Raw genomic sequence first — 16,744 nt, 5'->3', positions numbered from 1 at the left:
GCGGAAAAACGGCTGCTGTCCGACCCGCTGAAACCAGAGTGGCGTAAAGAGGAGTATGCATCACGCGGAAACCAAGGCTGGGATGTGGCCATGGCCAACTGGAAATCGCTGCCGCAGGACCTCGATCCGGATGTCCGCAACCTCGTCGAGCAACTGCGCCAGTACAAGGACCGCAGCGGGCTGAGCCTGGCCGCTCTCGCGGAGCGCACCTTGCACAGCAAATCCTCCTGGGAGCGGTATCTCAACGGCAAGGCGCTGCCCCCGCGGCAGGCCGTGGAGTCGCTGGGCCGCGCCGTGGGAGCCGATTCGGCCCGGCTGGCCGCGCTGTGGGAGCTGGCCGAACGGGCCTGGAGCGGCCGCGAGGCACCGGGACAGGGATCGCCCGCGGACTCCCCCACGTCCACGGACTCCGCCGCCCCCACTGCCCCTTCCTCGCACGCGAAGGACGTCGCACCGCCCGCCGGACGCACAGCGCGGGGCAAGCTTCTCCTGACCGCGGCAGCGGTGGTGACCGTCCTGGCGCTGGGCGCTGCCGCGGTCGTGTGGTGGGGACCGGACGATTCCACCGGACCACACACCGTCGCGCACTCGGCCTCCCCCTCGGCGGCCGGGCAGCTTTACACGCACTGCTTCCAGGAGAGTTGCGCCGGCAAGAGCCCCAAGGAGACGGGCTGCGCAGGAGACGCCTGGACCGCGGCCATGACCAGGGTCCACGGCGTGTATGTGGAGTTACGGTACAGCGACTCCTGCAAGGCGGCGTGGTCCCGCATCAGTTGGGGACACCCGGGTGACATCGCGAAGGTGGTGGCGGCCGAACACGCCTCGTACCAGGACAAGGTCCACTACGACACCGACATCTACAGCCCCATGGTCGCCTCCGCCACTCCGTCGGGCGCCAGGGCGTGCACCGTCCTCACCTCGGGCGCACACGGCTGCACCAAACCAGGGGGCTCGACCCATCTCACCGAGGCCCCCGACCCCACCCTCTCCCCCAGCGCCGGCAACCGCTGAGTTCAGCTGTCCCGAGCCCCGTACGCCATGGGTGCCAGGCGCCTTCGGTACTCCGCCGGGGGCAGTCCGTACGCGCGCTTGAACGCCCGCGCGAACACCGCCGCGTCCCGGAACCCCCATCGCGCCATGATCCGGCCTACGCTCTCGGCGGCGCGGCCGGGGCTGAGCAGATCGGTCCGACAGTGTTCCAGCCGCCGCTCCCGGATATAGCCCCGGACGGTCCGCTTGTCCTGCTGGAAGATCTGGTGCACATAGCGCAGGGAGATGTGATGGGCCCTGGCGATACCGGCCGGGTCCAGATCGGGATCTGTCAGTCGCACATCGATATACGTCTTGATCTCGTCCAGCAGGGCCGCCTGCCGCGATATCGACCGCCCACGGTCCCCCAAGTCGGCCACGCCGCTGAGGAGGGCGACCGTGAGGTCGACCACCGCCGAGCCCAGCCATGTCGCCTGCCACTCCTCCACCTCCGCCGCCTGGGCGGCGAGGCCCATGAGGAGGCCGGCCAACAGCGCCCCCGCACCGCCCGCCGACTCCAGGGGCCGGGCCGCCGGGGAGCGCACCACTCGCGCCGGTACCGGTAACGCCCTGCGCGGCAGACACACCACCAGCGCCTGAGCCGATGGCGCGCCGCGGACCGTCAGGGGCGTCGCGGCGTCCGGCGGGGCCCACAGGGCCAGAGCCCCCGGGGCCAGGCGGACCGCGTCGTGGCCGCCGCCCAGCGTGAGCGGCCCGCCCGAGGCCAGCACCACCTGCCACACCTCCGCCGTCCCCCAACCGGCGCGACCCCACGATGCGCCGTCTCTCGCGGATCTCGCCGACAGCCCGGCGGAGCGCGGCATCAGCAGGCGCACCGGGCCGAGGTCCAACTCGGTCGGCTGGTGTGGCGGGTCTTGTGTGGTGCCGCACATGGTGATGGGTGCTGTCCTTCCGCTCCGTCCCCTTGCTCCGACCGAGCTTGGGGACGGGTCCCGGCGACGGCCACCGTTGCGGGACAGCTGAGCTGAAAGAGGGACGGCCACCCCTGTGACCTGCGGGGACAGCAGGCAGCAAGACAATCCCGCGGGACGCGGAGCGGGAACCCGCTCATCGGCTGCCGCTGAGCCCCGCGATCCGGGCCAGCCCGCGGTGGGATGCGATCAGGACGTCCCGATCGTAGGTGCTGGTCGTGACCATGATCTCCTGGGCGCCGGTCTCCTTGATCACGGTCTCCAGCTCATCGGCCACCTGCTCCTCGGTGCCATGGATATGGCCGCGCAGGTGCGACTCGTAGAGGTCCCGCTCCTTCGGGCTCATGGTCCGCCGCTCGATCTCCTCGGCCGGGGCGAGCGGCGGGAACGTGCCGTGGGTGCTCGAGTACGCGATGGCCCACGCCTCGGGGATCAGCAGTCGGCGCGCCAGCTCGGGGGTTTCGGCGACGGCGACCGTGCCGGCGGCGATGACGTACGGTTCGTCGGCCCATGCGGAAGGGCGGAAGGCGCCGCGGTAGCGCTCGATCGCACGCAGCAGCTTCTCGCGGCCCCTGAGGTCTCCGATCACCAGCGGAAGCCCGGCCTCGGCGGCGATCGCCGCGCCCTCGCCGGTGGCCAGGACGTACGGCGGCACGCGCAGCCCTTCGGCGGGGCGGGCATGGACGCGGGTCGGCGAGGTGCCCTCGAACCAGCCAAGGAGCTCGGCCAGTTGCCCCGCAAAGTCGTCGGCGTCGTCCTTGTCCCGGCCCAGCGCTCTGCGCACGCCGTTGGTGAAGCCGACCGAGCGGCCCAGGCCCATGTCGATCCGCCCGGGGAAGAGGGACTCAAGGACGCCGAACTGCTCGGCGACCACGAGCGGTTGGTGGTTCGGCAGCATCACCCCGCCGGTGCCGACCCGGATCGTATGCGTGGCGGCGGCGATCGCCGCGGCCAGCACGGTCGGCGCCGAGCCCGCGACACCGGGCACGCCGTGGTGCTCGGCGACCCAGATCCGGTGGTAGCCGAGCCGTTCCACCTCCTGGGCCAGGCGCACGGTGTCGCGCAGCGCCTGCGGACCGCCGAATCCCTCCCGGATCCGCGAGCGGTCGAGGATCGAGAAGCGGGTCGAGGCGATCACAGAGCTCACACAGGGTTCAACGCCTGGCGGACCCCGGCATTCCCACCGCGCCGAGGCCCGGCGCCGACCACGCCATCAGCCGCGCCATCAGCCGGAGGACGGGTACTCGATCTCGATTCCGTATTGACGCAGCACGGAGATCACATCGTCCAGCTCTTCGTCGCCGATGGCGCGCCGCGAGCTCTCGAAGTCGCGCCACACCAGCCGGAAAGGCGATTCCCGGCGGGCACCGCTGTTGATGAGGCAGTCGTCGAGTGCGCTGGGATTGGAGCCGAAATAGCCGCCCGGCCCATTGACCGCCTCGCCCAGCTCGCAGTAAAAGCCCGCGATATCGGCGAGGTCCGCTCCCGCGATTTCGCACGTGGTCGTATCCCCATAGCGTTTGGCCTGGTGGCCCGTGCGGAACCAGGCCGTTTGGACCACGTGAAGCCAGCTGTCATGTGCTTCAGGAAGAAGCCTCTTCCACATTCCGGATTCCGCCGGAGGACTCTGTGCCCAGGTCTGCCAGATCTCCCCCGCATACGGATAGGGGGAACCGAATCCGAAGAAGGACAGGGCCAGATCGGTGCCGCCCGGGACGCTCACGCTGTCCCTGAAGTCCGTCACCTCGACCCTGCCGATGTAGTAGCCGCCGATCTCGCGCCCTCGGACGTCCCTCACCTGCAATTCGACGTCCTCGAAGAGCACGGGGACCCGCTCCGGCCGCAGTGACGATCCGACCGCGGTGATGATCTCCGACTCGCCGATCGACGGCTCGACGAAGAAGCCTCGGACATCGGTCGCGGTCAGAATCTCCCGCTCCGTCTCGTCCTCGACGAATCGGTACATCGCATCGCACCGAGTCACGCGATCGTCCCCTTCGACGCCCGACTTCCCCTCGCCGTGACCGCTCACTCCGCACCCCCGTGTCCGCGGCCCGGACCGCCTCCGCATCAGACCAGGCAAAAGACCAACGACCATGATCGCACAAGCACGTCATGCCCCAATGACCCCACTCCGTCCGCGTCCACGGCGGAGCCCGTATCCGACCCACCCTACGTGCCACCCCTCGCATCCGGGCGGCTCAACAGGTGGTGATCCGCGCCGCGCCACCGGAACACCGATACTGCGCGCTTGCAACTAAACGCGTATGCAATTACCGTGATCGCTCGTCACCCGGTGCGGCCCCGCGACCGCACACCACCCCGGGCCAGCACCCCGGGCCACCCCGGGCCGCTGTTTCCGCGGCACCGGCATGGACACCCGAAACTCAACGTCTCTTGGTTCGCGTACCGCATCCCTTTGGAGGAGCACCGTGCTGATCGATCTCTCCGGCAAAACCGCCCTCGTCACCGGGTCGACCCAGGGCATCGGCTTCGCCATCGCCGACGGACTGGCGCGGGCGGGCGCCCGTGTCGCCGTCAACGGACGCCGGGAGGAGTCCGTGGCCGCCGCCATCGCGAAACTGGAGGGGGTGGCGGACGGAGGTGGCACCTTTGTCCCCGCCCCGGGCGACATCACCACCGAAGAGGGCGCCCAGCAGGTCACCACGGCCGTCCCGGACGTCGACATCCTCATCAACAACCTGGGCATCTTCGGCGCCGTTCCGGCGCTGGAGATCAGCGACGACGAATGGCGCCGCTATTTCGAAGTCAACGTGCTGGCCGCCGTACGGATGATCCGCGCCTATCTGCCCGCGATGAAAAGCCGGTCCTGGGGCCGGATCATGAACGTCGCCAGCGACTCCGCCGTCGTCATCCCCGCCGAGATGATCCACTACGGCATGTCGAAGACCGCTCTGCTCGCGGTGACCCGCGGCTTCGCCAAGGATGCCGCGGGTTCCGGGGTGACCGTCAACTCGCTGATCGCCGGGCCGACACACACCGGCGGCGTCGAGGAGTTCGTGTACGAACTGGTGGACTCCAGCCTGCCCTGGGACGAGGCGCAGCGGGAGTTCATGGCCAAGCACCGGCCCCAGTCGCTGCTCCAGAGGCTGATCGAGCCGGAGGAGATCGCCAATATGGCCGTCTACCTCAGCTCTCCCTTCGCGTCGGCCACCACGGGCGGGGCCGTGCGCGTCGACGGCGGCTACGTCGACTCCATCCTCCCGTAGACCTCGCGCAGCGGAGACCCTGAGGGAGCGTGGCGTCAACGGTCCTGGAGCTCGTCGATATGGGCCGGGCCGCCCGTGGTGATCGACCGGATGGCGGCGAGGGCCATGGACAGCGCGGCGCGGGCGTCCTCGCCGGTGACGGAGGGGGTGCCCGCCGTGCGCACGCACTCGGTGAAGTCGGCGAGTTCGGCGACGTAGGCGTCGCGGAAGAGGTCCTGGTCGTAGCCGACACAGTCGGCGGCGATGCCGTCCGGGCCGTAGGCCGTCAGATGGCTGCGGCGGAGCTCGCCCATGGTGAGCATGCCGGCCGAGCCGAAGACCTCGCCACGGACGTCATAGCCGTATACGGCCTGGAAGTTGGCCTCGGCGGTGGCGAGCGCGCCGTTGTCGAAGCGGATGGTGACGAGGGCTGTGTCGAGCAGACCGCGGTCCTTGAAATCGGGGTGTATTAGGGCGTCGGCCATGGCGAAGACCTCGACCGGCTCGGCGCCGGGGTTGAGGAAGCGCAGGGTGTCGAAGTCGTGGATAAGGGTCTCCAGGAAGATCGTCCACGGCGGGATGGGCGCCGGGTCAGCCAGCTTCGGGTCGCGGGTGAGCGAGCGCAGCAGCTGCGGGGTGCCGATGGCGCCGGCGGCGATCTTGTCGTGGGCGGCGCGAAAACCCGTGTCGTAGCGGCGGTTGAAGCCCACCTGGAGGGGGACGCCCGCGTCGGCGGCGGCCGCGATGGCGCGGTCCGCGTCGGCCAGGCTGACCGCCATGGGCTTCTCGCAGTAGACGGCCTTGCCCTGCCGGGCCGCGGCCTCGACGAGGTCGGCGTGGGTGCGCGCCGGGGTGGCGATGACCACCGCCTCGATGCCTGGGTCGGCGAACAGCTCCCCGATCTCGGTGTACGCCGTGGGGCAGCCGAGCCGGTCGCCGAGCCGCCGCGCGGCGCCCGGGGCCGGGTCGGCGATGGCGGCGAGCCGTACGCCGGGAAGGCGGTGGGCGAGGGTTTCGGCGTGGAAGGAGCCCATCCGTCCGGCGCCGACGAGGCCGACGGGGAGGGGGTTTCGCGTGGTCATGCGGGTCCTACTTTCTTGCTGTGGGCCTGAACTGGTCGTTCGTGCTCCGTAGGTCCGTAGGTCCGTAGGAGGCGTGATACCCGTAAGGGGCGTGATGTCCTTAGGCAGGTGTTCGTAGAGGGGTGTTCGCAGGGGGTGCGGTCAGAGGCTGAAGGCGGAGCGGAACCGCTCCAGGGCGAGGCCGCTGTCGCCGGAGGCCCATGCCTCCATGGCGACCGTGCCGTCGTAGCCGAGGGCCGCGAGGGTGTGTGCGACGGCCGGGTAGTTGATCTCCCCGGTGCCGGGCTCACAGCGGCCGGGTACGTCGGCCACCTGGATCTCGCCGATCAGGCCCCGGCCATGGGCCCCGCGGATCAGCTCGATCAGGTTTCCCTCGCCGATCTGGGCGTGGTAGAGGTCCAGGTTCATCCGCAGACCGGGCCGGTCCACGGCGGCGACCAGGGCCAGGGTGTCGGCGGCCGTCGCGAACGGCACACCAGGGTGGTCGACGGCGGTGTTGAGGTTTTCCAGGGTGAAGGTGACCCCGGTGCGCTCGCCCAGCTCGGCGAGGCGGGTGAGGGTGCGGTGGGCGGCGATCCACATCTCCCCGGTGGCCTCCCCCGCCACCGGCACCACCGGCAGACCGTCGCCGTCCAGGCCGGTGCCGTGCAGATTCAGCCGGGGGCAGCCGAGCCGTTCGGCCACCTTGACCGACTCCTCGGCGGTACGCAGAAGTTCGGCCGCCCCGTCCTCGTCCGTGAGGCTGCCGCACACATAGCCGGTCATCGAGGAGAACACCGCGCCGCTGCGCTCAAGGGCGGTCAGATCGTGGCGGGTCCAGTCCCAGATCTCGACCTGGAAGCCGGCGTCGTGGATGCGCCGCACCCGCTCCTGGATGGGCAGATCCCGGAAGACCATCTCGGCACAGACCGCCAATGTGTACATCGCTGCTCGACCTCTCCGCGATCCGTTCGACGAGACCTCTGACCAGAACCGACTAGAACGTTCTAGTCGCGGGCAGCAGTACGCCACTCGGCCCGGCACCCTGTCAAGAGGTGGCCACACAGCTGACTAGAACGTTATAGAAGTCGTGGAGCCGCGGCATTCGCGGTGGCGTCCCGCTCGGCTACGATCGACGGCCGGACGACGAAACATCGACTCCAGGGAGACCAGTGGTGCCACCGACGCCGGCCGTCCCCCAGGGGAAACGCCCCACCCTCGCCGATGTCGCGGCCCGGGCAGGCGTGTCGACGGCGCTGGTCTCCATCGTGATGCGCGACGCGAAGGGCGCCGGGGCCGCCACCCGCGAGCGGGTCCTCGATGCCGCGCGGGAGATCGGCTACCGGCCCGATGCCCGGGCGCGGCTGCTGCGCAGCCACCGGTCGCATCTCCTCGGGGTGCAGTTCGGCCTCCAGCACCCGTTCCACTCCGATCTGCTGGAGGGAATCTACGCGGTGGCCGAGCCGGCCGGGTACCAGATCGCGCTGAGCGCCGTATCCGCCGGCCGCGGCGAGCAGCGCGCCACCGACACCCTGCTGGCCGACCGCTGCGAGGCCCTGATCCTGCTCGGCCCGCAGGCCCCCACCGCGCGGCTGGCGGAGCTCGCCGGGCAACTGCCGGTCGTCTCCGTGGCCCGTCGGCTGCGCGGGCCCGTCCCGGGTGTGGAGGTCGTACGGACCGCCGACGACGAAGGCGCCCGCCAGGCCGTGGACCACCTGGTGGCCCTCGGCCACCGCGACATCGCCCACATCGACGGCGGCAGGGCACCGGGCGCCGCCGACCGGCGCCGCGGCTACCGCACCGCCATGAACCGCCACGGCCTCGCCGACCGCGCCCGCATCCTGCCCGGCGGCCTGACCGAGGAGGAGGGCGCCACCGCAGCCCGCGCCCTCCTGGCCGCCGACCCCCGGCCCACAGCCGTCCTGGCCTTCAACGACCGCTGCGCCACCGGCGTCCTCGACATCCTCCTCCGCGCCCGGGTGTCCGTCCCCGACGAGCTCTCCGTCATCGGCTTCGACGACAGCCACCTGGCCCGCCTGGCCCATATCAACCTCACCACCGTCGGCCAGGACATCCCCCGCCTGGCCGAACTCGCCGTCGGCCGGGCCATCGCACGGCTGGAGGGGGCGGACACACCCGGCGGGGAGCCGTCCACCGCCGAGCCGTCCGCCGCCGAGACCTCCGGCGGGGACACATCCGGTACGGACGCACCCGGTGAGGAAGCCGTCGTCGCCCCCCACCTCGTCGTCCGGGGAACCACGGCCGCCCCCGTCCGCCTCAGCCCCGGCGGGATCACCCCGGGAAGCGGCTCCGGTGCGCGCGGCGCGTCAGCGGATGGCTGATCGCCTCCACCAGCCAGTCCAGGTCGGCCTGGCGGGCCCGTACCGGGTTGCGCAGCGTGCCGACCCCGTCGATGGCTATCTCCACCACGTCCCCGGCGCTCAGTGTGAAGTCGAGCGCGGGCACGATGCCCGTACCCGTGGACAGCACCGCGCCGTCGGGGAAGGGCTGGGAGCGCCACAGGTGGTCCACCAGACCCCTCGGGGTGCGGTGGAACGCGGCGGTGGAGGTCGTCCCCCGGTACGCCGCCTCGCCGTCGCGCCACACCACCAGGCCGATGTCCAGCGCGTCGGGTGCCTCGATCTCCCAGGCGGGCACGATGCCCGAGGACACCGCGGCGCTTCCGGCGTAGATCTTCGCTTGGGGGAGGTAGAGCGGATTCTCGCCCTCGATGGAGCGTGAACTGACGTCGTCGGAGACCAGACAGCCGACGGTCTCGCCGTGCCGGTTGAGGACCAGCGCCAGTTCGGGCTCGGGGACGTTCAGCTCGGAGTCGTCCCGTACGGCGATCGGCTCGCCGTCGGTCACCACCCGCCAGGGCTGCGACTTGAAGAACAGCTCCGGGCGCTCGGCGTCGTAGATCCGCTCGTAGACGGACTGCTCGGTGCTCTCCTCGACCCTGGCCTCGCGCGAGCGCTCGTACGTCACCCCCGCGGCCCACAGCTCCATCAGCCCGTCCAGCGGCGGCAGCAGCAGAACGTCCCGCTCATCGGCGGCGGCCGGGCCGGAGGCGGTGTCCTCGACCAGGGTCCGGAGCTCCGCAGCGGACAGCCGCAGCAGCTCGGCGACCAGCGGCGCTCCGGGGAAGGTCCGGATCGCGCCGGTGTCGTCGGCGACTCCGGTCCGTACGGTCTCGGTGTCGTCGGCGAAGCGCACGATGCGCGTCATAGGTCGTCCTCTCCGTTCCTGACGGGTGATCCGCGGGTGATCGCGGGTGATCCGCGGGTGATCCGCCCTGCCCCGCCGGGGGCTGTCGCATCGTTGCCCGGCAGACGTGCTCTCAAACACCCACACAACCGGTTGCGGGCCGCTTGGCACAGTTTTTTCGAAAGTCTGCCGTGACTCTTGACGTCGTTTCGCGACAGGAAGAAGCTCTGGCCACTTGATCTCAGCAACCGGTTGCTATGAGTTTTCACGCTTCGCAAGGAGTCAGGAGTCAGGCATGAACACACCCCTGTCCCGCCGTACCGCCCTCCAGGCGGCGGGCGCCACGGCGCTCGCCGCCGGCCTCACCGGCACCGCGGCGGCCGGGTCCGCCCGGGCGCAGCAGGCGGGCGACCCCGCGCCCACGCTGGTCACCTACGACATACCGAACGGAGCCCCGGTCAAGACGGACAGCTTCGCCGTCAAGGTCCGCAACCCCGGCGGCGCCTGGCAGAGACTCGGGACCTATCTGGCCACCCTGAACCTGGTCAACACCACCACCGGCTCCGGCCAGCAGCAGAAGTCGTCCCTCGCGTACTTCGACTTCTCGGGCGAAGTCGAGGTCGAGGTGACCTACATCAAGGGAGGCGTGACCACGGTGCGCGTCCGCCCCGACTCGTACGGCATCAAGCCCGACCTCCTCGGCGACACGCTGCGGTTCACCCTCGACCAGCCGCGCAATGTCGTCGTCCAGGTCAACGACGACATCTTCGACTGCCTCCATCTGTTCGCCCGCCCCCTGGAGAAGCACCAGCCCGCCGAGGACGACCCCGACGTCATCTACTTCGGCCCCGGTGTGCACACCACCCCCGACGGCACCGTGACCGTGCCCTCGGGCAAGACCGTGTATCTGCACGGCGGCGCGGTGCTCAAGTCACGGGTGGTGTTCAAGGACGTCCGGGACGCCCGGCTGATCGGTCGCGGAGTGATCCACGCGGCGGCCGGCGGGGGCGCCACCGTCGAGGGCTCCTCGGACATCTCCATCGGCGAGGTCACCATGCTCAACCCGAACGGCTACGCGGTCACCATCGGCGAGTCGAAGGACGTCACGATCCGCGGCATGGGCTCCTTCTCCTCCAAGGGCTGGGGCGACGGCATCGACATCTTCTCCAGCTCCCATGTCACCATCGACGGCGTCTTCATGCGCAACGCCGACGACTGCGTGGCGATCTACACCCACCGCTGGGACTACTACGGCGACACCCGCCACATCACCGTCAAGAACTCCACCCTGTGGGCCGATGTCGCCCACCCCATCAACGTGGGCACCCACGGCAACACCGACAGCCCCGAGGTCCTGGAGAACCTCACCTTCAAGAACCTCGACATCTGCGACCACCGCGAACCCCAGATGGGCTACCAGGGCTGTATCGCGCTCAACCCCGGGGACAGCAACCTCATCAGAAACGTGCGGGTGGACGGTGTCCGGGTCGAGGACTTCCGGGAGGGCCAGCTGATCCATATGCGGGTGATGTACAACACGAAGTACAACACCTCGGTCGGGCGTGGCATCGAGGACGTCTACATCAAGGACCTCAGCTACACCGGCACCCGCACCAACACCTGTCTGCTGCTCGGTTACGACGCCGAACACGCCATCAGGAACGTCACCTTCGAGAACCTGGTGGTGGCCGGCAAAGTCATCGCCGACTCGATGAAGAAGCCCGGCTGGTATCTGGCCACGGACTACATCCCGATGCACACCAACGAGCATGTGACCAATCTGAAGTTCATCACCACCGCCGAGGCCGCCGCGTCATGACGAACCCCACACCCAGCCGCCGGGGTTTCCTCGGCGGCACCGCCGCGCTGCTGCTCGCCTCGGGCGCGAGCGGCCTGCTCGCGCCCGGCTCGGCCCGGGCCCAGGAGAACACCGCGCCGCGGACCTTCGCCCATCCCGGGCTGCTGCACAGCGCCGCCGACCTCGCCCGGATGAAGGCCGCGGTGGCCGCCAAGGAATCGCCGATCTACGACGGGTATCTGGCGCTCGCCGCACACGCCCGCTCCTCGGCTTCGTACACCGCGCAGAACACCGGCCAGATCACCTCCTGGGGCCGTGGCCCCTCGAACTTCATGAACCAGGCCGTGGCCGACTCGGCCGCCGCCTATCAGAACGCCCTCATGTGGTGTGTGACCGGCGAACGCGCCCACGCCGACAAGGCCCGCGACATTCTCAACGCCTGGTCGGCCTCGCTCACCGCCGTCACCGGAGCCGACGGCCCGCTCGGCGCCGGGCTCCAGGCGTTCAAGTTCCTCAACGCGGCCGAGCTGCTGCGCCATGGCGACTACGACGGCTGGGCGCCGGCCGACATCGCCCGCTGCGAGGAGTCCTTCCTGCGGGTCTGGTATCCGGCCGTGTCGGGCTACATGCTCTACGCCAACGGCAACTGGGACCTCACGGCCCTCCAGACCATCCTGGCCATCGGCGTCTTCTGCGAGGAGCGCACCCTCTTCGAGGACGCCCTGCGCTTCGCCGCGGCCGGCGCGGGCAACGGCAGTGTCCGCCACCGCATCGTCACCGACGCGGGCCAGGGCCAGGAGAGCGGGCGCGACCAGGGCCATGAACAGCTCGCGGTCGGCCTGCTCGGCGACGCCGCCCAGGTCGCCTGGAACCAGGGCGTCGATCTGTGGGGCTACGACGACCACCGCATCCTCGCGAACGTCGAGTACGCCGCCCGCTACAACCTCGGCGACGACGTCCCCTTCACCCCCGACCTCGACCGGACGGGCAAGTACATCAAGACGACCGTGTCGGAGAAAGTACGCGGCGCCCTGCCCCCGATCTACGAGATGGCGTACGCGCACTACGCCGGTGTGCGCGGCCTCGACGCCCCGAACACCAAGCGGGTCGTCTTCCGGGGCGCGGGCGGTGCGCGCGTGGTGGAGGGCAGTAACGACGACCTGCCGAGCTGGGGCACGCTCACCTACGCCGGGGCGCAAGGCTCGCCCGCCGCGCCCACGGCCCCCGCCGGGACCACCGCCACCGGCGACGACCACGCGATCACCGTGTCCTGGCTGCCGTCCGCGTGGGCGACCGGGTACACGGTGCGGCGGGCCACCCGTCCCACGGGTCCGTACGAGCGGATCGCGTCCGGTGTGGCCACCCCGGCGTATGTGGACCGGGATGTGCGCGCGGGCCGGACGTACTACTACACGGTCAGCGCCGACAACGCACGTGGCAGCAGCGGCGATTCGGGCTGGGCCGCGGCGACCGCCGGGCTCCCCCGCCCCTGGGCGACCCGGGACGTGGGGGACGCGACGCTCCCCGGCTCGGCCACCTTCGACGGCGAGCGCTTCGTCCTGGAGGCGAGCGGCACCGCGGAGGCCCACCGCCTCGTACACCTCCCGCTGACCGGCGACGGCACCGTCACCGCGCGCGTCGTATGGCCGCTCAGCTCGCAGTACTCGAAGATCGGGGTCACCCTCCGCGGTTCCCTCGACGCGGCCGCCCCGCACGCCTCGATGCTGATCCAGGGGCTGCCGCTGCACACCTGGAGCGGGGTGTGGACGGTGCGCCCCGCGGCCGGGGCCGCCACCTCGGCGACCGGGAGCACCCCCGTGCCACCGTCCCAGCAGCGGGCGATCACCACCGGCGCCGCCTTCCCGATCTCCGATCTCGGCACCCTGCCGGAGTCGGCGACGCCCCTGGAGGCCCCGTATGTCGAGGGCGCGGGCGACGGCTACCGGCTGCGGGCGCCGTACTGGGTGCGGGTGCGGCGGAAGGGCGGGCGCTGCACCGGAGCCATCTCCCCGGACGGCGTCCGGTGGACCGAAGTCGGCTCCAGTGAGGTCGAGTTGGGGCGGACGGTGTACGCGGGGCTGGTCCTCACCTCCTGTCTGGGCGTGGCCGAGTCCTACGCCGAGACCGGCACCGGGGCCTTCGACAACGTCAGCGTCGCCTCCGCCACCGGCCCGGTCTGGTCCATGCCGCGCCCCGCGCGCACCGCCACCGACCTGCGGGCGACCACCGGCGCCGACGCCGCCGAGCTGGCCTGGACCGACCCGGACCTCTCCGCCCGGTACACGGTGCTGCGGGCCGCTCGCGCCGACGGCCCGTACGAGACCGTCGCCACCGGCATCGGCCCGGTCGGCTTCGGCACCCGCATCCGGTACGCCGACGCCACCGGCTCGCCCGGTACGGCGTACCACTACGCCGTCGCGAAGACCAACAGCGCCGGCCACGGCCCGCGCTCGGCCCCCGCCGAGGCCCGGATGCCCACCCCCGCCACGCCACAACTCACCTCCGCCGCCGCCGCGTTCGCGAACCGAAGTGTCCCCTTCCGCCATCTGCTCCGGGCCTCGCACGAGCCCGTTCGGTTCCTCGCCGACGGTCTGCCCAAGGGGCTGAGCGTCGACCGGCGCACCGGCCTCATCTCCGGAACACCCACCGAAACAGGCGAGTTCCGCGTCACCACCACCGTGGGCAACGCGGCCGGGACCGCGACGGGCACGCTCACGCTCGCGGTGGGCACGCCTCCGCCCGAGCCCTGGTCGTACGGCGACCTCGGCGACACGGTCCTCGACGACCGCGCGTTCGGGACGTTCGGCGCGGTGGCGATCCGTACGCCCGGGAGCACCGCGTACGACGACGGGGCCTTCGTCGTACGCGGCGCCGGGGTCGACCTCAACGTCAACGGCCAGGGAATGACCGGGCAGTTCGTGCGGCGGCCCGTCACCGGCGACTGCGAGATCACCGCCCGGCTCGTCTCCCGCGCGGGCTCCGCCACCTCGGACCGGGTGGGGCTGCTCATGGCCAAGTCCCTGTCGCCGTTCGACCAGGCGGCCGGGGCGATCGTCACGGGCGGGGGCACCGCACAGCTGATGCTGCGCACCACCGTGGCCGGTGCCTCCGCCTTCACTGGTACGAGCAGTGTCCGGCTCCCCTGTCTGCTGCGGCTGAGGCGCACCGGGACGGCCTTCGCCGCGGCCGTCTCGGGCGATGACGGTGTCACCTGGACCTCACTCGCCGAGGGAGCGATTCCCGCCTTCGGCGACGCGCCCTACTACGTGGGACTCGTGGTCTGCTCCCGCGATCCCCTGGCCCACAGCACCACCCGGTTCGAGCAGGTGAGCATCGCCCGAGGTTGACTGTACCTACTAGTATGTACGAGCGTGGTCGACGACAGCCGACCCCCAAGCGACAAGCCCTGAGAGCACTGAGAGCCCTGAGAGGAGAACCACCGACATGCCTTTCGTCCGCATCGACGCACTGGGGGCCGACCGTGACCGGCTCGACGCGCTCGGCCGCGCCGTACACGACGCCATGGTGGAGACCATCGGCTTCCCGCCCGACGACCGGTTCCAGGTCCTGACCGGCCACGACGGCGTCGGCAGCACCCTGCGCTACGACAACTACCTCGGCATACGGCGCGACGACGGCATCGTGTACATCGCGATCACGATGCGCTCCGGGCGGACACCCACCCGGAAACGGGCGCTGTACCGGCGGATCGCCGAGCTCGCCCACGCATACGCGGGGACCGAGCCGCGGAACGTGTTCATCGTGCTGACCGAGAACGAGTCGATCGACTGGTCCTTCGGCCACGGGGTGGCGCAGTACGCCCCCGATGCGACCGCCTCCGACGCGGCCGACCCGGGCGCGGAGGCGAGCTGATACCGCGCTCACTCGGCCGGCGCCATCCACGTGACACGTGACACGTGACAGATGGCGCCGGCCGTGTGGCGTCAGCCGGCCTCGGCCACCCGCACCTGCTTCTTGCGGGCGCGGTAGGCCGCCGCCTTGACCTTGTTCCCGCAGGACTCCATGCCGCACCACTGGCGTCGCATACCGCGCGACCGGTCGATGTAGACGCGGGTGCATTCGGGGTTGCCGCACTCCTTGAGCAGCGGCACATCCGGCCCGCCGAGAAGCTCGACGGCGTGCCGCGCCACGGTGGCCAGCGCCTCCTCCGGCGTCGCCTCGGTCCACCGGCCCGACGCGGTGAGCTGGGGCGTGGCGGGAGGCTTGCGGGCCATCCCGTTCACCAGGGCCAGCGCCTCACTGTCGTACGCGTCCCCGGCGACGCGGGCTTTGATCAGCCCGTAGACGGCCTCCCGTACGGCGATCGCCTGCTCGACATCGGCCTCCTGACTGGCGGAGACCGCGTCGACGATTCCCGACTCCAGATACCAGGCGTCCAGCCGGTCCGGCGACACGAACATCTCGAACCGCACCGAACGGCGGGCGCGGAGCGTCGCGGCGAGGTCGAGAGCGGGGTTGCCGCAGAGAAATACGTGATCCAGATTCACGTCACCATCTTGACGGGTGACGACAAATTCTGCAAGGCTGGTCACCCACCAGAGCGGTGACGGAAGGCGACGACATGGCACAGCCCGAGATACGCGATAACGCCGAGGCCGCACGACGTGCTCGATTCGGCACCCTGCCCCAGCGCATCCGCCTGGAGGACACCGTCGAGGAACAGCCCGCCATCGCGCCGGACCCGGCGAAGGACACCTACAACGCCGACGAATGGCTCACCCGCAACTGTCTGTGAGCGGTCCCGCACCGCCCCGCGAGTCGCCTCGCTAGTCGCCTCGCCAGATGTTGTCGAAGGCCGCTTCCTCGATGGCCCGCCGCTGCCGTACGGCCTCCAGCTCCATGACCGCGTCGTTCACCGCGGCGAGCACCGTCACCACCGCCTCGTCCGCCACGGCCGGGGAGTCCTCGGGCGGCTCGCCGCGGATCCCGACGGCCGCCGCGAGGGCGGCGAGGACGGGCTCGTCCGATGTCCAGCGGTCCGCCGCCTCGTGGTGTGCGGGCGAGTCGGCCAGTACGGGCCGGCTGGTCCGGAAGGGTGTCCAGCGGTGGCGGCGCCGGGTGATCTCCCCCTCCTGCTCCAGCTCGGCCGCGTAGGCCGCGGACAGACCGCGGCCTCTGCGCCACAGCCAGTCGCCGACCGCCTCGTACGGCGCCTGCCGATCCAGCGACGACGCGGCCTCGTCCAACAGCCGATCGGCGATCGCCGGCTGCGGGCCCGGCACGATGACATCGCCGTCCAGGCTGAGCGCATGGGCGCCGATGAGGTCGATCATCTCGGCCCCCGCGAGCGCGAGCGACAGGTCTCCGCGCTCCACTGGACGGTCGGGCACCGTGTCCATGGCGACGATCAGCAGGTCCCGCGGTGTGGTCATAAGTGGCTCCACGTCAGAGGCATCGATGGCGATACGTCGCTGAGCGGCCGGGCCGGGACGGTTCCGGCGGAGGAGTTCAAGGAGTTTCCCCTACGTGGCCGACTGTAGCGCGCCC

15 protein-coding genes are annotated in these 16,744 nt (G+C 70.8%); 7 read left to right on the top strand and 8 right to left on the bottom strand.

The window, feature by feature from the left end; all coding sequences use genetic code 11:
* Positions 1 to 90 precede the first annotated feature (90 nt).
* Positions 91 to 1,011 (top strand): DUF2690 domain-containing protein, encoded by a 921-nt coding sequence (locus ACH4U7_RS41435; RefSeq protein WP_398532955.1) that lies wholly within the window; start codon positions 91 to 93, stop codon positions 1,009 to 1,011.
* Positions 1,012 to 1,013: 2 nt separating this feature from the next.
* On the opposite strand, the gene ACH4U7_RS41430 is transcribed toward ACH4U7_RS41435, so the two are convergent.
* From ACH4U7_RS41430 to ACH4U7_RS41420, 3 genes are all read right to left on the bottom strand, one after another.
* Positions 1,014 to 1,922: a helix-turn-helix domain-containing protein gene (locus ACH4U7_RS41430; protein WP_398532954.1), complete on the bottom strand. Its 909-nt coding sequence runs from the start codon at positions 1,920 to 1,922 to the stop codon at positions 1,014 to 1,016.
* Between the two features lie 175 nt (positions 1,923 to 2,097).
* Entirely contained in the window at positions 2,098 to 3,108 is a 1,011-nt protein-coding gene (locus tag ACH4U7_RS41425; protein ID WP_398532953.1) for an LLM class flavin-dependent oxidoreductase, read from the bottom strand.
* A 78-nt stretch (positions 3,109 to 3,186) separates the two neighbouring features.
* Positions 3,187 to 3,945: a barstar family protein gene (locus ACH4U7_RS41420; RefSeq protein WP_398532952.1), complete on the bottom strand. Its 759-nt coding sequence runs from the start codon at positions 3,943 to 3,945 to the stop codon at positions 3,187 to 3,189.
* A gap of 448 nt (positions 3,946 to 4,393) precedes the next feature.
* On the opposite strand from ACH4U7_RS41420, the gene ACH4U7_RS41415 reads away from it, so the two are divergent.
* A complete protein-coding gene (locus ACH4U7_RS41415; protein ID WP_398532951.1) occupies positions 4,394 to 5,191 on the top strand; it encodes an SDR family NAD(P)-dependent oxidoreductase in 798 nt (265 codons plus the stop codon).
* Between the two features lie 35 nt (positions 5,192 to 5,226).
* Here ACH4U7_RS41415 and ACH4U7_RS41410 read toward each other — a convergent pair whose 3' ends face one another.
* Both ACH4U7_RS41410 and ACH4U7_RS41405 read right to left on the bottom strand, forming a co-directional pair.
* Complete coding sequence (locus tag ACH4U7_RS41410; protein WP_398532950.1) at positions 5,227 to 6,252, bottom strand: Gfo/Idh/MocA family oxidoreductase; 1,026 nt, start codon at positions 6,250 to 6,252, stop codon at positions 5,227 to 5,229.
* A 141-nt stretch (positions 6,253 to 6,393) separates the two neighbouring features.
* The gene (locus ACH4U7_RS41405) at positions 6,394 to 7,176 is read right to left on the bottom strand and encodes a TIM barrel protein (protein WP_398532949.1); all 783 of its coding nucleotides are present in this window, start codon (positions 7,174 to 7,176) and stop codon (positions 6,394 to 6,396) included.
* Positions 7,177 to 7,406: 230 nt separating this feature from the next.
* Here ACH4U7_RS41405 and ACH4U7_RS41400 point away from each other — a divergent pair, with 230 nt between their 5' ends.
* Positions 7,407 to 8,573, top strand: coding sequence for a LacI family DNA-binding transcriptional regulator (locus tag ACH4U7_RS41400; RefSeq protein ID WP_398532948.1), 1,167 nt, complete (start codon positions 7,407 to 7,409; stop codon positions 8,571 to 8,573).
* On the opposite strand, the gene ACH4U7_RS41395 is transcribed toward ACH4U7_RS41400, so the two are convergent.
* The gene (locus ACH4U7_RS41395) at positions 8,524 to 9,459 is read right to left on the bottom strand and encodes a fumarylacetoacetate hydrolase family protein (protein WP_398532947.1); all 936 of its coding nucleotides are present in this window, start codon (positions 9,457 to 9,459) and stop codon (positions 8,524 to 8,526) included. The two genes, ACH4U7_RS41400 and ACH4U7_RS41395, sit on opposite strands and share 50 nt — an antisense overlap.
* Before the next feature lie 274 nt (positions 9,460 to 9,733).
* On the opposite strand from ACH4U7_RS41395, the gene ACH4U7_RS41390 reads away from it, so the two are divergent.
* The 3 genes from ACH4U7_RS41390 to ACH4U7_RS41380 all read left to right on the top strand — a co-directional run bounded on the left by ACH4U7_RS41390 (position 9,734) and on the right by ACH4U7_RS41380 (position 15,109).
* A complete protein-coding gene (locus ACH4U7_RS41390) occupies positions 9,734 to 11,257 on the top strand; it encodes a glycosyl hydrolase family 28 protein (RefSeq protein ID WP_398532946.1) in 1,524 nt (507 codons plus the stop codon).
* On the top strand, positions 11,254 to 14,583 hold the full coding sequence (locus tag ACH4U7_RS41385) for an alginate lyase family protein (protein WP_398532945.1): 3,330 nt from the start codon (positions 11,254 to 11,256) through the stop codon (positions 14,581 to 14,583). Before ACH4U7_RS41390 ends, ACH4U7_RS41385 begins: the two co-directional genes overlap by 4 nt.
* Positions 14,584 to 14,680: 97 nt before the next feature.
* Entirely contained in the window at positions 14,681 to 15,109 is a 429-nt protein-coding gene (locus ACH4U7_RS41380) for a tautomerase family protein (protein ID WP_398532944.1), read from the top strand.
* Positions 15,110 to 15,180: 71 nt separating this feature from the next.
* On the opposite strand, the gene ACH4U7_RS41375 is transcribed toward ACH4U7_RS41380, so the two are convergent.
* Positions 15,181 to 15,744, bottom strand: coding sequence for a CGNR zinc finger domain-containing protein (locus tag ACH4U7_RS41375; protein ID WP_385627304.1), 564 nt, complete (start codon positions 15,742 to 15,744; stop codon positions 15,181 to 15,183).
* Positions 15,745 to 15,818: 74 nt separating this feature from the next.
* Here ACH4U7_RS41375 and ACH4U7_RS41370 point away from each other — a divergent pair, with 74 nt between their 5' ends.
* A complete protein-coding gene (locus ACH4U7_RS41370) occupies positions 15,819 to 15,992 on the top strand; it encodes a hypothetical protein (protein ID WP_398532943.1) in 174 nt (57 codons plus the stop codon).
* Positions 15,993 to 16,023: 31 nt separating this feature from the next.
* Here ACH4U7_RS41370 and ACH4U7_RS41365 read toward each other — a convergent pair whose 3' ends face one another.
* Positions 16,024 to 16,629 (bottom strand): GPP34 family phosphoprotein, encoded by a 606-nt coding sequence (locus ACH4U7_RS41365; RefSeq protein ID WP_385627299.1) that lies wholly within the window; start codon positions 16,627 to 16,629, stop codon positions 16,024 to 16,026.
* Positions 16,630 to 16,744: the final 115 nt, after the last annotated feature.

The organism is Streptomyces sp. NPDC020845 (assembly GCF_044334165.1).
Taxonomy (GTDB): domain Bacteria; phylum Actinomycetota; class Actinomycetes; order Streptomycetales; family Streptomycetaceae; genus Streptomyces.
Note: the sequence above shows the minus strand (reverse complement) of the source record. Positions and strands in the feature narration are given on the sequence as shown.